Genomic DNA, 19250 nt, shown 5'->3' with positions numbered 1-19250 from the left:
GTTTCTCAAGACCACAATATTACTCTACACCGACAGTCAGGCGGGCTACGCGATTAGCCTTAATAAACTTAGTTAAATCTACTGGATTACCCTGATAAGTGATCGTCAGTGCACCCGGCGCACCAATGGTTAGCTTATAGGGCGATTTACCCGATAGATTGAGGGTAGCCCCCCCTTTCTGGATACCGCTAAACAGCGTTTTTCCACTCGCGTCAACAACCTGTAACCAGCAATCAGCTGTGAAGTTCATGACCAATGAACCCGCAGTTGATGCCGCACCATTCACCCCAGCGTCTGCAGTCGGCAATGGTGGTTGCGTGGTAGAAACATCAGGCAACGGAGCCTGACTTGGGGAGACGACCACTGACTCCGCCGGCGTCGTTCCCTGGGTGGTGGTCCCGACACGGCTATTTGCCGTATCGGCTGGTGCCGCACTGTCAGTGACAGGGGCGGTACCATTTGCTGTTGGTGTAGTGTTGGTAACCGGAGCCTGAGCATCCGAAGATGGTGCAGGATCGCTATTATCATCAGTCAGCGGCACAGATTGCCCGCCATTTTGCGACAGTTGAGCAGAGGATTGATCAGCCATGGTGGCTATTTCTGCTTGCTGCGCCTGATGATTTTGCCACCACCATGCCCCGGTCAGCCCCAGCACAACCAACACAATAAGCCAGGTGAATGTCATCAACCAGCCATCGCGTTTTTTATGCTTTTTGCCCAATGAGAAACTCTGCATTGGGGCAACCTTCGCCGCTCTGACTGGCGCTTGTTTTTCTAGCATGGGTAGCAGTTCATCTTCTGGAAGGTGAACTAGTTTGGCGTAAGAACGAATGTAACCACGGTGGAATGTTGAGGCGAGATTAGCTTGTGCTTTATCCTCCTCAAGATCACGGATTGTGGATACTTTCAGACACAGACGTTCTGCAACCGTCTGCTGAGTTAGCCCTAGTGCTTCACGGGCTTGACGCAGGCGCTCACCTGTCGTCTCTGGAACAGTTTGATCTTGGGAGGCTTCAGTATTCATTAGCTAGAAAATGCTGGTACTGTTTGGATTGTGGAAAACTTCGCGCAAGCTGCTTGCCATAGCGTTGAACACTATCTTGACGGCCCGCTAGCGCGGCGAAACGAATTTGTAACCATAAACTTTCAGCACTGGCTGGTAGCGTATGTTGGTAAATATCCAGTAGTAGTTGCGCCTGAGCACGATTCCCTTCACCAAAATGCCGTTGAGCTTCTGCGAGCAGCGGCTCACCTTTATCTGGATCGTACTTCAATGCCCGACTCAACAATAGCCGAGCCTGATCATTTTGATTGGCCCGTAAAAAGCAATATCCGGCGTTTTCCAGACTATCTGCCACCTGGCCGTAATCAGGTAACAGCGCTGCTGCGCTAAACTGTTGTTGGGCCGATACATACTGCCCTAAACTACACAGAAACGCACCGTAATTATTCAGTACAGTGCCATTTCCAGGTGCCAGTTTCATCGCATGTTGATAACGCTGCTCTGCGGCACTGTTTTCACCGATACGTTGCTCATAAAATGCCATGCCCAATTGAGCACGATAATCCTGCGGATCCGCCTCTACAGCCTTCTCAAGATTCTGTCGCGCAGCATTAAGATCACCTTGCGCCAAATACTCTAAACCCAGTTGTAAGCGCGTCTGCCCTGCCGCTGGCTGATTGGTTTTTTCTGGCGACGAACCAGAACAACCAGTCAGTATTATTGCTAGCAGGCAAACTCTCCACAGTCTTGTCAGCTTCATGCTTTCTCAATTGTCCTTATGTGTGAAGATAAGTGCCGGAATTAGGCACTCATGTTATTCCCATTACTGAGATTTGAATAACTTTTTCAGCATTGAGCACGCTACAAATTATAAGTTAAATAACAGTTAGTTACCTGTCTTCAGGCAATCTTATCAATCAGACTGTCTTAATGGCGATTGGTTCACCCGCCATTCTCTTTTTCAAGGTGCGCTTGGTGCGATCAATCACTTCTCCGGCTAATTGACCACATGCGGCATCAATATCATCACCGCGCGTCTTACGCACAATGGTGGTAAACCCATACTCCATCAACACCTTAGAGAAACGATCCACTCGGCTGTTTGAGCTACGGCCATATGGTGCACCGGGGAACGGGTTCCATGGAATCAGGTTAATCTTGCATGGTGTGTCTTTTAAACATTCAGCCAGTTGATGAGCTTGTTCCACGCTGTCATTAATGTGATCCAGCATAACGTACTCAACAGTAACCCGCCCGCCATTCGCTTTGGATTTATCCAGGTAACGGCGTACCGCGGCCAGGAAGGTTTCAATATTGTATTTGCGATTGATTGGTACGATTTCATCGCGAATATCATCAGTCGGCGCATGTAATGAGATGGCCAGTGCAACGTCAATCATATCACCCAGCTTATCCAGCGCCGGCACCACACCCGAGGTGGATAGGGTCACGCGGCGTTTGGACAGACCGAAACCAAAGTCATCCAGCATGATATCCATGGCGGGCACAACATTATTTAGGTTCAGCAGGGGTTCACCCATGCCCATCATCACCACGTTGGTGATAGGCCGTGTGCCAGTTGATTTTAATGAGCCGATAATTTTCGCCGCGCGCCATACCTGGCCAATAATTTCGGATACCCGCAGGTTGCGGTTAAAGCCCTGCTGCGCCGTAGAGCAGAATTTACACTCCAACGCACAGCCTACCTGTGATGAGACACACAGCGTGGCGCGGTCGGCTTCCGGGATATACACGGTTTCAACTTGCTGATCACCCACGGTGATGGCCCACTTAATGGTGCCATCCGCAGAGCGCTGCTCTTGTGCCACTTCAGGGGCGCGAATCTCTGCCACGCGCTGTAACTTAGCGCGCAGCGCTTTGTTGATATCGGTCATTTGCTCGAAATCGTCGTAGCAGTAGTGATACATCCACTTCATGACCTGATCTGCCCGGAAAGGTTTCTCACCCATTTGGGCAAAAAATTCGCGCATTTGCTGGCGGTTTAAATCGAGCAGATTGATTTTGCTGGTGACAGGTGCGGTGGTCTCAACCCCATTGTCAGACAGAGTGGCAACATCAGTTGGCATTGATGCAGTTAATAATTGTTCAGACATAAATTGTCGTGGCCTCGTTGTTACACTTTACGGCGCTGTGCTTTAAACCGGGTACGGCTTCAGAAACGGCGATGAATAAAGACTGGAATCTAATCAATAATAGAACGCCCCGGGAGAGATGTCTCCACCGGGGCGCGGCATTGTACAAATTTTAGGGCGTGGATTCCATAATTGGAAAGGCGCTCGACCAACTTTAATTGTTTCCGTTGGTTAAATATCAGCCATTCCCAAACGGGATCAATCCATTAGCTACGGGGAAAAATCTCATCCGCAGCGAAAAAATAAGCGATTTCACGCTGAGCAGATTCCACTGCATCAGAGCCGTGTACGGCGTTCGCGGTGAAGCTGTCGGCAAAATCAGCACGCAGTGTGCCGGCCAGTGCGTTATCTGGATTAGTTGCGCCCATGATATCACGGTGGCGCTGAACCGCATTTTCGCCTTCAAGAACCTGAACCATGATCGGGCCAGAGGTCATAAATTCAACCAAACCATCAAAGAATGGGCGGCCTTTATGTTCAGCGTAAAAACCTTCAGCCTGTTCTTTGGTCAGGTGCAGCATTTTTGCAGCAATAATTTTGAAACCAGCACTTTCAAAACGCGCGTAGATAGCACCGATGTCGTTATTGGCAACAGCATTTGGTTTGATGATGGAGAAAGTACGTTCTAAAGCCATGATAACCTCTATTGGATTTCTAATATTGACCGGACTCGGAACCGCCCCTAACAGCCTTAAATAAGGGGGGTAAGCTTGGCTGACAGGCAGCGCCTGAACACTCAATGTTACCGACCTGTATAGGTGGCCGCCGATTATATGTTCGCTATCAGCGATTGCATACGGGAATCACAACATTTTATTAAAAATAATTTATCCTAATTACTCATTTTTATGCACAACTCACATTTTACATATAAATCATCCTGATAATCTCAAACGTCTCAACCCTATTTAAAGCTCCTTTGTATAGGTAAATCCAACTTTTTTCTTTACAATCGCTGAGGGTTGGCTAATCACCTCTGAAACTAAAGTCCGCCTCCCTATACTAGCCGCATATCTGGCCAGGCCTCTAATCGCTGCCGTTCCCCCGCCCCGTATTGTCCCTTCAGATGCAGGATGCAGTACATAAGCAGGATCGGTTAATGAGCCAGCAATACCCACATCAGTTTCATTAATATCAACAGCCAAAGTAATACTCACTATTCGTCCTGCCAGACGAACGATGACATAAACATAATCCTCACGACTGGTTCTTAACCAACTATCAACAACATCACTGACAATATGTGATGCAGAAATAGCCCCGTCTATATTGGCCTGCGCACTGGTAGCTCCTTCACTATGTGTTTTTTCATCAACATCCTTTGAGGCAATTCCCCCTTCAGATGGCTTTTCCTGCTTATATAATCGCCGCCACTCGCTTATCGTAGGAATAACCCGTTGCCGGGCAGCCAGTGTCTTTTCAGGTGCGCCAGTAATAATTTCAATCTCAAAATGAGAATTAGCATATTCAACCCAGTAGCCATTTTGATGTATTCTGGGTATGGTCTCTACATAATTAAAGGTTTCCAATGCCAATTCATAACGACCCAAGGATAAAGTTTGGGTATTCTGTGGGGAGACAACCGGATCATTTTGATTATTGAAGTACAAATAGGTGGCATAACCGAGTTGAGAAAAGTCGAAGGCTGTTTTTAAGTGGAGCTGTTCATGATGTTCATCTGCAGCGATATACTCCCTAACATTATTAATTAAACGTGTTTCGGTATCAACATCAGAGACTGCATAACCGGTATTTCCCTCCTGAAGAATTCGCGCAATTACTTGACCAAAAATTTCATTATTCCAACTGGTGAGAGTGCCACCAAACAGTAACGTAAAATCCGTCATAATATTAAGGGTCCAGTGAATACAAGGATTAAGGTCACGCCGAGAACGGATATGTGGGAGTAATTGCTCCTTCATCGATACTTGACAGGCCAAAGCCGTGGCCGGAATTGTCAGTGATTTTTTATCCATAGAGGTATTGACATGAGTCAATGTAGCTTCAATCTTTGAAGAGGGGGTCAACTCGCTATCTGCAAAAAGAAGAGGCTCATTGGCACTTATTTTAGGCAGCGGCTTAGATGAGCCAAAAACTTGCAATATCTTATCGTGACCACCGCTAAAAAAATCAGAGGCACTTGATACAAAACGATCTGCTTGGTTGCAATGCCCCTGCACAATATAATTATAAATATTAAGCAGGGGTATGGACCAACAAGCAACGGCTCCGCTGATATCTCGTATCTTTCTGCTATAAACCTTCTCTGCTGTCATCACGATTTTATCAATTATAATTGATCTATTTTCATTCGTATTCGCGTTTACCAGAAAAAAATTTATATTAACATCCAAGGGATCAAATAGATATCCAATAAGCGGGGTGTAAAAGGTGGGCTGAGTTCCCATAGATTCAATAAACTGCACCTCAAAATATCCACCATTAAAGCGTGCTAACATTGACAAACTTTCACTTTCATCGTTCAGATCAAAATAAGCTGCATTATCTAACCTGTCATAAATAATGTATATTTTCTTATTTCCAACTTTAATTAACCCACCATCAGTGATAAATATAAGGAACTCATCATTGCCCGTTAGCTTGAAGCTAAGGAGCATCTGCTTTGCTCCTATTTTTTCATCAATCCAATAATCCCCAAAAACCTGCCTAATCGGCAGTGTCATATATTTTTTTATCGCGCAAGAGTGGTCACAAAGAAAATTATTATCTTGATAGACCTTGAGACTGCTTATGTGATTATCCATTCCTATCTCTTTCAGGTCATTAAACGAGTAGGTTTCCGTTAAGGTGAACTCATCTCCGCTGAAGTTATCATTTTTATAAACAGTAACTTGCATACCTCTTGGTACTGTTATGGAGTTTATTTGGTCATTAAGTGAATTCAATAGCATGTGGGGACTCTTAATCTTATCGTGACTATATAGATCAATCTGCTTACCTTCAGATAAACAAATTGTATCACCAATAAAATTATCACTCTCATAAAGACACACTGCATTTTTTACTCTTAATGAACTTGTTTTATCGTTAAACCAGCGAAGGTCTTGAGAGTGTAATAAATCGGTATCACGGTTCAGGGTGAATGAATGACCAGAGAAATCCACATGTTCATAGAGAGTGACGACCATACCATGAGGAACTTTGACAGATGAAATTCTATCATTCCATTGAGGAAAAAGTGAATGGGAAAAAAAACCCTCTTCAGCACAAAAACTCTCCCCAACATAAGACTCATTGGCATAAAAGCAAACTTTGGGTTGTTCTGCCATAACATCACAATTTAATATTAAAAGCATTGAAACAAATAAGAGAACGCGATTATTTTTTATCATGCCAACTCTCCTCGCGGCTAACTCATATGAATTATAAAGTGCAGGGTAAACACTCAGCGACAGATTAATTACTCTAGCGAATAATCTAAAAATTCATATTTCTTTTTTTATTACAAGAAGAGTGATTTGGTAATTAGTTATAATAAAACAATGCATTCTGATTAATTGAAGAAGGTAATGAAGTCTATTCCACCCGAAACAGTAAATTACTCACTAATCCACTTTCATCCAATACATTGAGTTGATAGACACCAGGCGCTGATAAGGTCTGGAGCCATGACTGGTTATTCTCCGTCATCGCCACCTGCTCCCCATTGAGGAACCACCAGTGTTGTCCACGCCCCCCCTGCGCCGCCAAACGCAGATCGAGACTAGCATGGCCGGGTAAACGTTTGACGATGGCACCATCACGTATGCCTAAAATCAGTAGTGGCACCGTATCTCCCCCAGCTTGGGGAGGACATTGTGTGCTGGCGGTCGGTAATCGTTGGCTACGCCGCTCGGCAATCGGTAACCAGGGTTCGAGTGGTAGCGGCCATAATATTAACTGGCGCGGCACCGCTTCCGGGCAATCAGCCGCCACCCGCTGGCCCTGTGGATTTAGCCACAGAGTGAGCAAGCTGCCTTGCCTATTTTCCTGGCCGATAGCGGTCAAGGTGGGTGGTAAGGTGCCGTCGAGCACCCAGCTTTGACGTCGCTGCCGGCAGTTGCTGTCGCCAGCGGCGAGCGGTTGCCCACCAGGCCAACAGATCTCTGCCCGGCTGACTGACGCGGGCCGTGGATCACGCGGTAACTGGCGGCCAGCGGGTGGCAGTCCTGTCATCAGCAAGTTATTGACCTGATTGAGTATGGGGATAGCGGTGGCATAGCCAAATTGCCCGGCGACCGGTGTGCCATCTGGCCGCCCAACCCACACGCCGATGGTATAACGGGCATTGATACCCACTGCCCAGGCATCACGGTAGCCATAGCTGGTGCCGGTTTTCCACGCCAATGGCACCGTTGCCGGCAGAGTATCGTCCGGCAGTGGTCTGGCCTCACCGGCCAGTATGCGCCGGATAATCCACGCGGCACCAGGTGAGAAGAGCCGCCGCTCCTGTATCTGCTGTTGCGGCTCAAAACGTAGTGTCGCCGCCATGCCACCACGGGCGAAGGCGCTATAGGCGGCCACCAGTTGATCCAGTCGTGAGCCAGCCCCGCCGAGGATCACCGCCAAACTCGGTGCGCTGTGCGGCGGAAAACGTAAATTCAGGCCGCCATTGCGCAAATTGGCGGTAAAACGTTTCGGGCCATAAGCTTCCAACAGCTGCACCGCTGGTAAATTCAGTGAGCGCACCAGCGCTTCGCTGGCACTGACCGGGCCATGGAATCCGCTATCAAAATTACCGGGGCGGTAATCACCGAAGCGGCGCGGCACATCTTGCAGCAGTGACTCAGCATGGATCAGGCCATCATCCAGCGCCATGGCATACAGAAAAGGTTTGAGTGTTGAACCCGGTGAGCGCCAGGCGCTGACCATATCCACATGGCCGAAGCGGCTATCATCCTGAAAATCCACCGAGCCGAGGTAAGCGCGCACATTCATGGTGGTGTGATCGACCACCAGCAGCCCCAGCGAGGTTTTCTCCGGCAGTTGATGCCGCCAACTGGCCGCCATATCCTCCAATTGCCGCTGTAGCGCAGCATCCAGAGTGGTTTGGATCACTTCCCGCTGATTGCCCAGGGTTAAGCGGCGGGCCAGCAGTGGCGCGAGTTGCGGCACCTGACGTGGTGCCAGCCAGATATCTTCTTGTTTGATATCAGCCACCTCTGCTGGCGTCCAGACCTGATAATCAGCCAGCCGGGTTAAGACTTTATCCCGCGCCGCTTTGGCCCGCAGCGGGTAGCGATCTGGCCGCAATCGGCTTGGGGCCTGTGGCAGGGCGGCCAACAATGCCGCTTCTGCCGGTGTCAGTTGGGCCGGCGCTTTGCCCAGATAGGTCCAACTGGCGGCCCCGATACCTTGCAGGGTGCCGCCAAATGGGGCGCGATTAAGGTAAAGCTCCAGAATTTGATCTTTGGAAAAATGCCACTCCAGCTGCAAGGTGCGCCAAATTTGGCGTAATTTTCCGGTCAAGGTGCGGGGATGTGGCTCGATCAGGCGGGCAACCTGCATTGATAGCGTGCTGCCACCAGAGAGGATTTTACCCGCCCGCAGATCCTGCCAGGCGGCACGGGCCAACGCCAGTGGATTAACACCGGGGTGGCGGTAAAACCAGCGGTCTTCGAAAGTGAGCAGGGCTTGCAGGTAGTAAGGTGAGACCTGTTGCAGGGTCACCGGATAGCGCCATACCCCATCGGCATCGGCAAAACGCCATAGTGGCGTGCCATCTTCAGCCACCACCACCCGGGCGACCTGAACTTGCGCCAAGGGGAGCGGCCAGAGCTTATCCGCCAGCCACAGTGTGGCCGGGAGCAATATGACAATGATAGCCAGCGCCCACCACAGGCGGCGATAGCGGGAAAAAAGAGTGGTTCGCATCAATAGCCTTTACCCCCCTTTGCTGCAACTAACCGCCAGCAAAGGGGAGTAAGTATTCACTTAACAATTTCAAGTTGCATCGGCGTGACCCCGAGCGCCCGCCAATCCGGCACATACATTGACTCCACCTGTGGTGCTGGCACCTGATAGATGCCCGGTGTGACGGCGCGTGCCAGATAGAGCAGCGTGGTGTGGCGATAGCCGTCAACACTGACTGCCGCCACATAGCGGTCATCGCGGAACTCCTGATGCTTGATATCTGACTGCTGCATATCCTGCAGTAGCTCAGTCACGCTATTGGCGCTCTCACCCAGAGTGGCACTGCTGTCGCCCAGATTCTGGTTCTCCAGCTCCAGGCCGGCGGGCAGTAGATCCACCACCAGTGCATCCGGCACCCGCTGATCCGCCCACACATCCAGATGCACCAGCACCAGCTCACCACTCTTCAGTTGTGATAGCTGCAACGGCTTGCCATCAAGCCCGATATAACTGCGGCTGATATGCAGATTACGGCTAAATGGCGCTGGCGTTTGTTGCGGATAGCCCACCACATCGACGCGGCTATAGAGCGGTGTATCGCCACGATTTTGCAGTTGCATCCCACCGGCCAATTGTTGTGCCGACCAATTTTGGTTCAGCGCCGTGCTCTGCGTTAAGGTCGCGCGCTCGGCGAGTAACTCCGCCGATGGCGCAATCGCCAGTTGCCACGGCATTTCAGCGCCACTTATCAGCGTGCGCCCGGCGAGGAACAGCGCATTACTCTCTTGGGTGGAGAGATAATTGCGCCCAACTAATGCCTCGGATAGCGCCAACAAGCGGCTATCGCGCACCTCTGGCAGCAAGTTGTTGTCAGTGAGTAGCGCCAAAATCAGAGCATCATCGCGCAGTGAGCTGCCGTAATCTTCCAGCCAGTAATCTTTATCGCTGCGCGGGGTATTCAGCCCTTGCGTGATGGCCTCTTTGGCGCGCGGCATGTCCCCCATCAGTTTGAGCGCCACCCCCAGTTGCACCAGCGGCAAGCCGGAGCGGGCATCATCACTGCGGGTATACAGCTGGCGCAATGCGCCCAGCGAGGCCTGTTGCTGCTGCGCCAGCACTAAACCGGCATAGGCCTGCACGGCAAAACGGGTATGTTTGCTCTGCTCGCTGTAGCGAATTTCAATCTGGCTCGGATCCTGCAAGTAGCGCTGCAAACGGCTGTTGGCGGCGGTTAACGCGGCCTCTGGCACACTGTAGCCCTGCTGGCTGGCGCGATAGAGGAAGTCAGTGGCGTAGGCGGTCAGCCAGAACTCCTCCGGGCTATCATTGCGCCATAAGCCAAAACCGCCATTGTAGCGCTGCATACCAAGCAGATGCTCAATGCCGACATCAATCGTTTGACGCCGTTTTTCATCGCTATCCGCCTTGATACCCAGCGCGGTCAACTGCTCATGGTTGCTGTAGAGCGACGGATATAAGCCGCTCACCGTCTGCTCCAGACAGCCATAGGGATAAGCGTATAACTCGCTGATATAACGCGCCAAATTGAGCGGTGGCCGGCTGGTCACCAGCAGTTGCCCTTGCAAGGTTTCAGCTACCAATCCCGCCATCGCCTCCGTCGGCAAACTCCAGCTCTCGCCGCTGCGCAGCACATTGGCGAAATGGCGCGTTTGAGCCGGATAAGCAGGCCGCACGCCAATTTTCCAATGGTGCTGATAATCCGGCAGTTTCTCCCCCGGCAGCACCATGCCGCTGATCGTCAGACCAATATCGCCCTGCCCGAAACCGTTCAGCGCGCGAACCGGAACCAACACCGTTTTGCGCTCGCCGGTTGCCAGAGTAACAGATTGAGTCGATTCACCTTTTAGCGCCAATAATTCGCTGGCGAGCCAGTTGAGAGAGAGGGTTTGCGGTTGACCGGATAGATTACTTAAGTCCAGCGCCAGCTCAGTGGTGTCGCCACCGGCCAGAAAGCGTGGGGTCGCCAGTTGGGCAATCAGTGGCGCGGCCACCACCACTTTAGACTCGGCTTTACCGAACTCTTCGTCACTCCAGGCCTGAGCCATCAGGCGCAGTTCGCCGTTAAAATCGGGAATAGCCAGCTCGACTATGCCCTCACCCTGCGCATTTAGTGTCACCGGTAGGGCTTGCTGCGCCACAATGGTCACTTCGGTAATCGGTTTTTTACCACCACGGGCGAGCGCATCCTCCTCTTCGCCATCACCACCAAAGCGCAAGCTGGCTAACCGCCCCTGCCCCTCAATCAGCTGACCATAAACATCATATTGATCCGCGCTGTAGCGTTTGCGACCCAAAAAGGCGTCGTATGGGTCTGGCGTGACGTAATCGGTGATATTTAAAATCCCACTGTCGACGGCGGAGAGCAGCAGTTGCACTTTTTCAGGTAGCGGCGCGCCGCTGCGGCTGGCTTTCACTTTAACAGTTAAGGTCTGATTGGGGCGAATACGGGCTGGCGCATCCAGTTGCAGTGCCAGTTTGCGGGTTTCATCCACCAGCGGCAGATGCAGTAAACCAATTGCCCGTTTTGGCGTCGCCTGCTGCGTTTTATCACCAGGGCGGATCACCGTCGCGCTGAGATAGAGATCATGGCGATTCCAGCCGGGGTTAATCGGCACCTCAACCTCAGTGCCACCTGCCGCAATAGTCACCTGCTGCCACCACAGTGGGCCGTCACTGGACTCCACCAGCAGATAGCCGTTACCGGCGGCGGGGGCTTCAATGTGCAATTTCACCTTTTCGCCGGGGCGATAGGCGGGTTTATCCAGTGTCAATTTGACCTGATCCGGGCGCACTGCGCCGCTGCCTGCGGTGTTATCCTGCCAGCTGTAGCCGGCCCAGAAGCGCGAGCTGCTGACCTGTGAGTTATCCGGATTGCTCACCTCAATGCGGTAAGCGCCCCACTCCACCGGGAAGCTGACTTTCGCGCTGCCGTTGGCGGCAATATTGATGGTTTGCTCCGCCAGTTGGAGATCTTTTTTATCAAACAGCGACTGCCAGCCATCACTTTCTGACCACTGCCAGTAGTTATCACGGCGCTCGCGTATCAGTTTGACTTTTAAGCCATTAACCGCCTGTTTCTCACCATCCGCCGTGGCATAGAGGATCTCAAAATCCGCCTGAGAGTCCTGATCAACCATCGGCTGCGATTTATAGCTGTCACTGCGGTAATCATAAACCTGCTGCTGATTGAACAGTGGGCGAATTCCCGCCAGCGCCTCGGCGGGCCACACCGCCTGTTCAGCACGGCGAGTGACCGGACGACCGCCGGACTCTAGCAAGCTGGCCTGTAAAATCAGTTTCAGCGGCGATTGGGCACTCTGCCAGCTGTTCTCTACCGCGACGTCAGTTTTGCCCTCGCTGTCTAGCGTGGTATCAAACTCATCCAGCGTGCGGGAGAGGTTCTCTTCGGTAATCGAACCAAATTCAAAACCGGGCAGTGACGCCACCGCCTCCCGCTGTGGGCGCAGGAACAGCTGCCCTTGCAGGCGGTTGCCAGATGCTGGCGCACCATAGAGATAGCGCCCGGTGACCGCAAAGTGAGCCTCACTATCAGTGGCGATCGGCGCTTTACTGGCGGCTATCTCCAGTGCCATGCGCTCTGGCAGGAAATCTTCCACTTTGAATTTGTACAAACGCGGCTGGTTATCCCCCAGATTGAGGCGCAGCGACCACTCCCCCGTCGGGCCGCCGGCAGGAATGGCGTATTGGTATTGATACAATCCCGCTTGCGGCTGCCAAACAAAGCTGCGCACCACCTGGTTATCCGGTTTGAGGATATCCACTTTAACCGGCTGGGTGGTCAGCGGCTTACCATCGGCATCGCGCAGTAAGCCATTGACAATTAAGGTTTCACCGGGGCGATACAGGTTGCGCGGGCCAAAGACAAAGAGCTGCTTCAAAAAGCCCTCTGGCCCGGCAATATCAAACTCCGCCAGATCCAGCGCCGGCGCATTGAGGTCAATCAGGCTGGTCTGCCCATTTTGCGAGGCCAGTAGCAGCTTGGCATTGGCCTTTTTCTCTAGCTGCGCATGGCCCTGAGCATCAGTTTCCGCCTGCGCCAGCACTTGCCCTTTATCATCCAGCAGCTGCACCGAGACCCCTTGCAATGCCGCACCACCCGCCAGCGCCTGAGTGAAAACATCCATGCGGTTATGGTAGCTGTGCAGCGAAACGCCAATATCGCTGAGGGTAAATAGGGTGGCAGCATTGGTATAGCTGTAGTGACCCGCCTGTTGCATCACCGCCAGATAGACGCCGGACTCTTGCAGCGGTTTGATATCGGCCAGTGGCAGCAGCAGTTTTTCACGGGTATTGGCGGCGGGATTGAGGTCAAAACGGCCGCTATAGACTAAATCGGCCATTTTTAGCAGATCGTCCGACTCCCAGTTAGAGAGTGCGCTGCGGTACTGCCAGCTGGCGAGGAAGTTGGCCAGGCTGGCGGGCTTGATGCGGAAAAAGTTAACGTCGACATTATCAACATTCAGCGCCATCACCGGCAGCCCCTGCGCCAGTTTCCCCGGTAGCAGGGAGCCTTTGCTGGCAAAACCGACACTCGGTTTGCTATCACGGGTGGTGATTTGCTGCTGTTGTGGTGCGCCAAGCTGCGCGCCGCCAACCCCTTTTAGTGTGCTATCAACCGTGAGCAGCAGTTTGCGCTCAGGTTTGAGGTGGCGTAGGCGCAGCTCCATCAGGTTATCTGATAGCTCCCAAGCGCCATCAATGGTGCCGCTGAGGGTATCCACCAGATGCACTTGCGCGGCAAAATCCTGATTGGGATCGAGCGGTTGCGAGAAGGTCAGCACCATGGCGCTGGCCCCATCAAGTTGCAGCTCAGAGGCATCGAGCAAGGTGAGCGGCTGGCCGGCATGGCGTTTTGCCAGTGCGGCCAATGTGGCGGCATCTTTGGCTTGGCTCAACGGGCCATTGGCGGGCAGCGCCGTGGCCTGGGTGGTGGTAGGGGCCGGGGCGCTACTCTCCTCTTTACTACTGCGGTTATCACAACCCGCCAATAGCAGAGTGATACTCAACAACAGGGCACTGACCCCGATACCCTTTTTTATTCCTGAGATTAACCGCAGCACACCATGGTGATTCATATCTTGCTCCCTGAATGATAGCAAGATTATAGCATTCGCCTGAAAGGGAATATAGAGAGATAAAACAGATGGTTTTTTCCCTCCAGAAAAAGGCGGAATTTCCAGGAAACATTCTAACTTTGCAGCACAGAAACAGAAAAACGTATTTAATATTTTTTTAATAAAAAATTAAATTAACTCTGGCGAAAAATTAAAGACCAGAGAGCGCCAAATTAAAACAATAAATAACAATAACTTAATAGCATACTCAACCTTGAAAAATACAATATAAAATCAAATTAATATAAATTAATGTCTTTAAGGTTTTAATAACTAGCCTGGCTAAGGTTAGTTCCTTATATTCCTCCCAACATTTTGTCGTCCCTTATTATCTTTAGCATTCATTTATTAAAATTTATCTGCAAATAGGAAGTTATAAAACTATGAATCATCGCAATACATTAAATACGCGTCTCTTACCTTTATCTATTCTGATCTCATCGCTGGTTTCTGGCGGGGCAATGGCAACATCGACAACTTTGATAAAAGAGAGCAAACCTCTTCAACCTAAAGAAATCAGTACTGGCAAATTCAAGCGTATAGCTGATGCTGGGTCTGTCCAGGAGGCAGTACTTGTTGTCGAGAAAGAACCGGTTGTTGAAAAGAGTATCTATGAAAAACTAAGCGACTATCTGGCTGCTGGTATTATTACTCAAACAGAGAAAGATAGTTTAGAACTGCTGGGCGAGAAGAAAGAAGCGGAAAAAAATGCGCAAGCAGCCGTTGAGTTAGCAGAAAAAGCAGCAGAAACTTCAACTCAAGCCTTTGATGAGTTGAAGAAAAAAGAAGCTACTGCCGTCCAAGAAGTCGCGGCAAAAAAACAAACTAAAACTGATTTAGAGGCAGATTTTGCAACAAAAGACGGTGAGAAAAAAGCTGCCATTACTGCCATTACTGGCATAACGTTAGATCCTAGCGCCGCCGATATCGCACAACAAGTCACTCAGCTGATTACTACGTCAGAAACAGAGCTTCAAGTTAAAACTCAAGCGCTAGTCGAGAGAACAGAAAAGGCTGAAAAAGCAGCAGCAGATAAAAAGGCGCACGAAGATGAACTTAGCAGGTTTGATCAGCAGATTATAGAGCTAGAAGGTAAATTAGCTGATCTCACCACAGAAAAAGGCAAGTTAGATACAGCTCTCTCTACCGCAGAAAGTGCTCAAGGCGTTGCAGAAGCTGATTCTACTACCAAAATTGCTAAAGCCAAAAAAGAGCATGACCAAACCGAAGGTAACCTTAGCAGCCAAGATGACGCACTAAAAGCCACAGCAACCGCGAATAAAGAAGCCTATGACGCTTTAGTCAAAACCTATAATGATAATATTAAGCTGGCTAATGATGCAGTTACAGAAAATGGAGCAAAAAGCAAAAAGCTAGAAGATGAAAAATCAGGTATTACGAACGAGAAAAACACCGCTGAGGGTCAGACCCAGGATATAGAACAGGCAGCCGATACTGCAGAAAAAGCTAAAATTGATGCAAAAAAACAACTCGATGATGTAGAGGGGAAAATCAATAAGGCCAAACAGGCAAATGAAGCAATCAAGACTGCTGAAGCTGCTAAAACAGCGGCAGAGAGTGCAGCGGCTGAGCACCATGCGTCAACTGAAGAACTTAATAGTATCAAGGCAGATGTTGCTACAGCAGAAACGGCCAAAAACAACGCAAACACTGAGCTAGTCACCAAAAACACGGAATTAAATGACGCCAAGAGTGCTGTTAGCGATCTAGTCAAAGACACTGCTTTTAATTTGTCTGCTGTCGATAAAACTATCACCTTAGGTACAACAGATACTGTTGCTACAGATACTATCGCTATCGATACCAAAGTGGACGGTGGCACGCAAGACGTAGACACTAAAGGCAAGGTCATTGGCAGCATTGTGACCGAAAACGGCAGCATAAATCTGGCAGCAGATGCACAAGCGATTGACTCGGTGATCACCGAGGGCACCATGACCAATAGCGGCGGTACAGATACCAATACGCAGGTTGGCGCTCAAGGTAAGTTAGTCCTCGCAGGGGCGAGTGGCACGCAGATAGCCACATCTGAAGGTGCTACCGTTGCCAAAGGTGGGGTTGTGACAGCTGACGCGAATTCATTGATCAGTAATATGGTCAGTGAAGGTGAGGTTACTGCCAAAGCAGATGCGAAGGTCTCTAACTCCACCATTAAGGGCGGAACATTAACCCTACAAGATAAAGCTCTTGCAACGGGCACTACCCTGGAAGGTGGTATTTTCACGCTTGAAAGCGGTTCGGAAGCACAAGGCACAACCATCAATGGTGGGCTATTTGATGTTAAATCCGGTGCCTCTATTGCTGATACCACACTCAACGAAGTTGACTTCACGCTGGTTAGCGGAGTAACAGCCAATAACACCACCGTGAATAACGGTACATTCACCCTTGCAGGTACTGCTAACGACACCATCGTAAACGGCGGCGTATTTGACGTGCAACAGGGTGCAACTGCTAATACGGTCAACGTGAATGGCGGTAAATTTAATCTGATGGAGCGCGCTCAGGCAGCTAAGCTCATTGTTGAAAATGGTTACGCCCTGATCGCCGGTGAACTTAAAGATGCAACATTCCATGGCGGCACCGCTATCTTCGATAAAACAGCGACCATTAGCGGCAATATTAATGCAGTTGAAAACAGCGTTATCACCGTGCATGACGGCGCAAAAACTCAAGATGCGAACCTGAACTTAGCCGGTAATATGCAGTTAGTTGGCGCGAATGCACCACAAAACGCACTGCACCGTGCCGCTGTGAGTAATCCTGCACAGTTCGCCTTTAAAAATGTTGCACTGGATGGCGGTACTGTTGATATGAGCAGCACCAATGCTCAGTTGACCATGGCGTCACTGTCAGGTGCTGGTACCTTTAATCTGACAGCATCACTGTACAATCAGGCAAATGCACCGCTGAATGTCACCGGCGATGCTAATGGTAGCTTTGGCATCCAACTAAGTGACAATGGTGTCGCACCAACCAACCTGCAACTGATTGATGTACAAGGTACTAATGCCGCTCGTTTCTCGCTGTCTAATGGGCCGATTAACCTGGGTAACTACAAGCACAATCTGGTCAGCGATGGTAAAGGCGGCTATAAGCTGGTGGCGGATACCGCTGCATTGACACCAAGTACTGCCGGTGTTCTGGCGGTGGCAAACACCATGCCGGTTATCTTTAATGCTGAATTAAGCTCTATTCAGAATCGTTTAGATAAGCAAAGCACCTCAGCCAACGAAAGTGGCGTGTGGATCAACTACCTGAACAATAACTTCAAAGTGAAAGGTACGGCCGCTAATTTCGACCAAAAACTGAATGGCATAACCTTGGGTGGCGATAAGGCCATTGAAGTAGGTGACTCTGTACTGAGTATTGGTGCTTTCGGCAGCCAAAGCAGCTCAGATATCAAATCTGATTACCAGAGCAGCGGTAGCGTGGAAAGTAACTCATTGGGTGCATATGCACAATATCTGACCAATGGTGGTTACTACCTGAATGGTGTGCTGAAAACTAACCAGTTTAAGCAGAAGCTGAATATCACCTCGAATGGCAGCAGCGCCAACGGTAGTGCTAACTTCTCTGGTCTGGGTGTGGCACTGAAAGCGGGTAAACATATCAATGTTGATGCAATGTATGTTTCTCCTTATGCCGCGCTGAGCACCTTTACTTCCGGCAAGAGCCAGTACCAGTTGTCTAACGGTATGGATGCGCAGAACCAAGGTTCACGTAACACCACCGGGAGTTTGGGTGTGAACACCGGCTATCGCTTTGTGCTGAATAGCGGTGCAGAGATCAAGCCATATGCACTGTTCTCTGTTGACCATGACCTGATGGCGCGTAACAACGTGCTGGTCAATGGCGAGATGTTTGATAACAGCCGCAAAGGTACGCGTGTTAATGCCGGTGTGGGTATGAATGTAAACATGACCAAAAACCTCTCTATCGGTTCTGAAGTGAAGCTGTCGAAAGGCAAAAACGTGGATACCCCAGTGACCATTAATCTGGGTGTCGGTTACACCTTCTAAGTTGTAAACCACAGTGAAATTCATGTAGCAGTGAAATAATAAAGGGAGCCACTATCGGCTCCCTTTTTTTATGTCATTTATCAATCACTAATGGCTGACCGAAGGGATAACATTGCGCAGCCAACTGCCCCATCTGCGCTGATAAAACGCCTGAGTATGGGTCATCAGATAGTGACTAACACCGCGCTGTTGCTCGCTAACCAGACAGAAATCGACCGGGCTATCATCTGCTGCATGGTCACTGGCGACACTGCCGGCCTCTTGAATCAGCTGGTCAATCTCCTCGCCACTGCCATCCACCTCTAGCCCAATCAGCAGGTTAGGTTTCTCGTCCACACTCTTATCATGCATCAGTGCCAAAAATGCACGGCGCACCGGCTTACGCTGGCTGAATAGTTGGATCAGCGCGTCAACCATCGCCGTAGGGTACTCCTCCGGCTGCCCCAGCAAAATCTGGCTCTCTTTATCTACCGTCATTTCAGCGGGTTGGGCTAAACCGCCATTCTCCAGCAGCATTACCACCTCTTGTGGCCAGAACTCTTTACCGTGCTCTGATTTCGGGTTCAAAAACAGATGTGCGCCCTGTGTCATTTCAAATAACAGCCGCACTGGCATGGCGATAAAGGGCTGCTTTTCGCGCTCTTCTGGCGTCTCTTCGGCCAGATCCAGCGCCTGCTGCAACACCTCTACCGAGGTGAAGAAAGGGATCACAGATTCACCATCCTGCTTTTCCCAATGCAGAATATTGACCCCATTGCCCGCCGTGAAGGTCATCTCGCTATCTTCTTCACTGCCCTGCGCCGAACTATCCACCAGCACCAAAACAGTGGCATCCAGCAAGGCCCGGAAAAAGGCGATACGATGAATCGACTCGGTCGCTGCCAGCTTTAGCAGGGACTCCAGACTCTGCTCATCATCATGGTGGTGATGGTGATTATCATCAATAGGGGGTTGCGGCAAACTCATGCTCTACTCCAAAAAACATCTTGCTAGGATAAATGGGAGGGTGGATAGGTAGAAGAGTAAAGTGTCCGCGCCAGGG

At 50.3% G+C, this 19250-nt stretch carries 9 protein-coding genes; 1 reads left to right on the top strand and 8 read right to left on the bottom strand.

Features of this window, described 5'->3' with window-relative positions; translation table 11 throughout:
• Positions 1-19: 19 nt before the first annotated feature.
• The 7 genes from rodZ to FFE93_RS05720 form a co-directional block, all read right to left on the bottom strand.
• Positions 20-1024, bottom strand: a complete 1005-nt coding sequence (rodZ, locus tag FFE93_RS05750; RefSeq protein WP_032898464.1) for a cytoskeleton protein RodZ — start codon at positions 1022-1024, stop codon at positions 20-22.
• On the bottom strand, positions 1014-1763 hold the full coding sequence (gene pilW / locus FFE93_RS05745) for a type IV pilus biogenesis/stability protein PilW (protein ID WP_005276955.1): 750 nt from the start codon (positions 1761-1763) through the stop codon (positions 1014-1016). The genes rodZ and pilW overlap by 11 nt, the downstream gene beginning before the upstream one ends.
• 157 nt (positions 1764-1920) lie before the next feature.
• On the bottom strand, positions 1921-3090 hold the full coding sequence (locus tag FFE93_RS05740) for a bifunctional tRNA (adenosine(37)-C2)-methyltransferase TrmG/ribosomal RNA large subunit methyltransferase RlmN (RefSeq protein ID WP_226713684.1): 1170 nt from the start codon (positions 3088-3090) through the stop codon (positions 1921-1923).
• Positions 3091-3362: 272 nt separating this feature from the next.
• Positions 3363-3791 (bottom strand): nucleoside-diphosphate kinase, encoded by a 429-nt coding sequence (gene ndk, locus FFE93_RS05735; RefSeq protein ID WP_004707890.1) that lies wholly within the window; start codon positions 3789-3791, stop codon positions 3363-3365.
• Positions 3792-4064: 273 nt separating this feature from the next.
• A complete protein-coding gene (locus FFE93_RS05730) occupies positions 4065-6509 on the bottom strand; it encodes a beta/gamma crystallin-related protein (protein ID WP_138774899.1) in 2445 nt (814 codons plus the stop codon).
• Positions 6510-6693: 184 nt separating this feature from the next.
• Positions 6694-9030 (bottom strand): peptidoglycan glycosyltransferase PbpC, encoded by a 2337-nt coding sequence (pbpC, locus tag FFE93_RS05725; RefSeq protein ID WP_138774898.1) that lies wholly within the window; start codon positions 9028-9030, stop codon positions 6694-6696.
• Positions 9031-9086: 56 nt separating this feature from the next.
• Positions 9087-14126 (bottom strand): alpha-2-macroglobulin family protein, encoded by a 5040-nt coding sequence (locus FFE93_RS05720; RefSeq protein WP_138774897.1) that lies wholly within the window; start codon positions 14124-14126, stop codon positions 9087-9089.
• A gap of 422 nt (positions 14127-14548) precedes the next feature.
• Here FFE93_RS05720 and FFE93_RS05715 point away from each other — a divergent pair, with 422 nt between their 5' ends.
• Entirely contained in the window at positions 14549-18208 is a 3660-nt protein-coding gene (locus tag FFE93_RS05715) for an autotransporter outer membrane beta-barrel domain-containing protein (protein WP_138774896.1), read from the top strand.
• An 87-nt stretch (positions 18209-18295) separates the two neighbouring features.
• Here the strand turns inward: FFE93_RS05715 and sseB are convergent, their stop codons facing one another.
• Positions 18296-19174 (bottom strand): enhanced serine sensitivity protein SseB, encoded by an 879-nt coding sequence (sseB, locus tag FFE93_RS05710; protein WP_049600645.1) that lies wholly within the window; start codon positions 19172-19174, stop codon positions 18296-18298.
• Positions 19175-19250: the final 76 nt, after the last annotated feature.

Origin of the sequence: Yersinia sp. KBS0713, assembly GCF_005937895.2 — a bacterium.
Lineage (GTDB): Bacteria > Pseudomonadota > Gammaproteobacteria > Enterobacterales > Enterobacteriaceae > Yersinia > Yersinia bercovieri.
Note: the sequence above shows the minus strand (reverse complement) of the source record. Positions and strands in the feature narration are given on the sequence as shown.

Coding starts and splice junctions, on each gene's coding strand:
- rodZ (WP_032898464.1), bottom strand. CDS start 1,024: ATGAATACTGAAGCCTCCCAAGATCAAACTGTTCCAGAGACGACAGGT.
- pilW (WP_005276955.1), bottom strand. CDS start 1,763: ATGAAGCTGACAAGACTGTGGAGAGTTTGCCTGCTAGCAATAATACTG.
- FFE93_RS05740 (WP_226713684.1), bottom strand. CDS start 3,090: ATGCCAACTGATGTTGCCACTCTGTCTGACAATGGGGTTGAGACCACC.
- ndk (WP_004707890.1), bottom strand. CDS start 3,791: ATGGCTTTAGAACGTACTTTCTCCATCATCAAACCAAATGCTGTTGCC.
- FFE93_RS05730 (WP_138774899.1), bottom strand. CDS start 6,509: ATGATAAAAAATAATCGCGTTCTCTTATTTGTTTCAATGCTTTTAATA.
- pbpC (WP_138774898.1), bottom strand. CDS start 9,030: ATGCGAACCACTCTTTTTTCCCGCTATCGCCGCCTGTGGTGGGCGCTG.
- FFE93_RS05720 (WP_138774897.1), bottom strand. CDS start 14,126: ATGAATCACCATGGTGTGCTGCGGTTAATCTCAGGAATAAAAAAGGGT.
- FFE93_RS05715 (WP_138774896.1), top strand. CDS start 14,549: ATGAATCATCGCAATACATTAAATACGCGTCTCTTACCTTTATCTATT.
- sseB (WP_049600645.1), bottom strand. CDS start 19,174: ATGAGTTTGCCGCAACCCCCTATTGATGATAATCACCATCACCACCAT.